The sequence below is a fragment of the Litorisediminicola beolgyonensis genome (genome assembly GCF_042679605.1).
Lineage (GTDB): Bacteria > Pseudomonadota > Alphaproteobacteria > Rhodobacterales > Rhodobacteraceae > Litorisediminicola > Litorisediminicola beolgyonensis.
This window is the reverse complement of the sequence record NZ_JBHTMU010000079.1, coordinates 1-2,299: the sequence shown is the minus strand read 5'-3', so window position 1 is coordinate 2,299 and position 2,299 is coordinate 1. Positions and strand designations below refer to the sequence as shown.

General features: G+C 72.7%; 3 protein-coding genes and 1 pseudogene. 3 read left to right on the top strand and 1 reads right to left on the bottom strand.

Annotation, left to right across the window (positions count from 1 at the left end; all coding sequences use genetic code 11):
- The 3 genes from ACFQ4E_RS20440 to ACFQ4E_RS20430 all read left to right on the top strand — a co-directional run.
- A partial coding sequence (locus ACFQ4E_RS20440) for a hypothetical protein (RefSeq protein ID WP_386806381.1) occupies positions 1–224 on the top strand: 224 nt, incomplete at its 5' end.
- The gene (locus ACFQ4E_RS20435; RefSeq protein WP_386806380.1) at positions 221–961 is read left to right on the top strand and encodes a glucose 1-dehydrogenase; all 741 of its coding nucleotides are present in this window, start codon (positions 221–223) and stop codon (positions 959–961) included. The genes ACFQ4E_RS20440 and ACFQ4E_RS20435, both read left to right, overlap by 4 nt.
- Before the next feature lie 103 nt (positions 962–1,064).
- Positions 1,065–2,075 carry a P1 family peptidase gene (locus tag ACFQ4E_RS20430; protein ID WP_386806382.1) on the top strand — a complete coding sequence of 337 codons (1,011 nt, stop codon included), beginning with the start codon at positions 1,065–1,067 and terminating at the stop codon, positions 2,073–2,075.
- Here ACFQ4E_RS20430 and ACFQ4E_RS20425 read toward each other — a convergent pair.
- Positions 2,072–2,299 (bottom strand): annotated as a pseudogene (locus tag ACFQ4E_RS20425) (SseB family protein); the annotation flags it as partial. The gene ACFQ4E_RS20430 and the pseudogene ACFQ4E_RS20425 overlap by 4 nt on opposite strands.

Below are 2,299 nucleotides of genomic sequence, written 5' to 3'. Positions count from 1 at the left end.
TCGCGAGCTTTCTCGGCAGCCTCGCGGGGCTCCTCTTCGCGCTGTCGCTGACCGGCGGGCCGCTCACGGGCCGGGTCGCGCTCGGCGCGGCGGAGGACCCCGGGGTCCTGCGCGCCGCGCTGATGCACGAGGGCGCCTATCTCGGCGCGCTCGCGGGCCTGCCCTTCGCGCTCTACGCGGTCTGGCGCATGGTGAGATTCGAACGACAACAGGAGAGATCATGAGACTTGAGGGCAAGCGCGCCATCGTGACGGGGGGCGGCTCGGGCTTCGGCGCGGGCATCGTGCGGCGGTTCCTGGCCGAGGGCGCAGAGGTGATGATCGCCGATATCGACCGCGATGCGGCACGCGGCGTGGCGGCCGAGTTCGGCGGGCACGCGCAGGAGGTCGACGTCTCGAACGCCGACAGCGTCGCGGCGATGGTCGCCGCCGCCGAGGACGCGATGGGCGGCGTCGATATCCTCGTCAACAATGCCGGGATCACCCATCTGCCGACCCCGATGGAGGAGATCGCCGAGGACGAGTTCGACCGGGTCTTCGCGGTCAATTGCAAATCCGTCTACCTGACCGCGCGGGCGCTGGTGCCGCGCCTCAAGGCGCAGGGTTCCGGCGCGATCCTCAACATCGCCTCGACCGCGGGCGTGTCGCCGCGCCCGCGGCTCAACTGGTACAACGCCTCGAAGGGCTGGATGATCACCGCGACCCGCGCCATGGCGGTCGAGCTCGCGCCCGCGGGCATCCGGGTGAACGCGCTGAACCCGGTCGCGGGCGAGACGCCGCTCCTGAAGCGCTTCCTCGGCGAGGACACGCCGGAGATGCGCGCCAAGTTCCTCTCCACCATCCCGCTCGGGCGCTTCTCGACCCCCGAGGACCTGGCCAATGCCGCGCTCTATCTCTGCTCGGACGAGGCCTCGATGATCACCGGCGTCTGCATGGAGGTGGATGGCGGGCGATGCATCTGACCGGTCCGGGGCGCGCGCGGACCATGACGCCGCCCCTCTTGCGCTTCTTCTTTTCGAAAAATACGCGGCACAGGCCCCGCCGCCTGGCCGGAGGCCCGGCATGATGCGCCCCGGTCCCCGCAACCTCATCACCGACATCACGGGCCTCACCGTCGGCAATGCCCAAGACGACCGGCTTGTCTCGGGCACCACGGTGCTTCTGGCCGAGCGCCCGATGCCCTGCGCCTGCGTGGTGATGGGCGGCGCGCCCGGCACGCGGGAGACCGATCTCCTGGAGCCCGACAAGCTCGCGCCCGGGGTCGATGCGGTGGTGCTGTCGGGCGGCAGCGCCTTCGGCCTTGCCGCGGCGCAGGGGGTGATGGACGCCCTCCATGCCGAGGGTCGCGGCTTCGCGGTCCTGAGCGCCCGGGTGCCCATCGTGCCCGCGGCGATCCTCTTCGATCTTCTGAACGGCGGCGACAAGGGCTGGTCCGGGAACCCCTACCCGGCGCTCGGGCGCGCCGCCCTGGCGGATTGCGGCGCCGATTTCGCCCTCGGTACCGCGGGCGCCGGGACCGGGGCGCAGACCGCGCAGGTCAAGGGCGGGCTCGGTTCGGCCTCGCTGGTCCTGGAGGACGGCATCACCGTCGGCGCGCTCGTGGCGGTCAACCCGATGGGCTGCGCGCTGACGCCCTCGGGGCGGCATTTCTGGGCCGCGCCTTTCGAGATCGACGCCGAGTTCGGCGGGCTCGGCCCGGACTCCGCGATGGGTCTCCAGCCCCTGCCGCCCAGCGCCAAGAGCGCCGCCATGGCCGCGCTCGGCAACACCACCATCGCCGCCGTCGCCACCGATGCCGCGCTCGACAAGGCCGCGCTGAAGCGCGTCGCCACCGCCGCCCATGACGGCATGGCCCGGGCGCTGGTGCCCTCGCACAGCCCGCATGACGGCGATCTGGTCTTCGCCCTGTCCTCCGAGGCACGGCCCCTGACCGATCCCGCAGCCCAGATCTCGGCCATCGGCCACGCCGCCGCGCTCTGCCTCGCCCGCGCCATCGCCCGCGCGGTGTGGGAGGCTGTGCCCGTGCCGGGCGACACGCTGCCCACCGCGCGCCAGCGGATCGACGAGCGGCGTTAACGCAGCTTCGGCGGCTTGGAAGGATCGCTTCCAGGCGCTGACGGGGCGGCCCGCTCTTGCGGCTCTTCGGGGATCGGCAGGTCGAAGCGCAGCCCGACCCGCGCCAACCGTGCGGCCAGCGGATCGCTGTCGGCGACGAAGGTCACGTCGAGCGCGCCCGCCTCGACGCCCGAGAACACCAGCGCCTCGTTCACCGCGCGCGCCAGCGCCGCCTCGGCACCGGG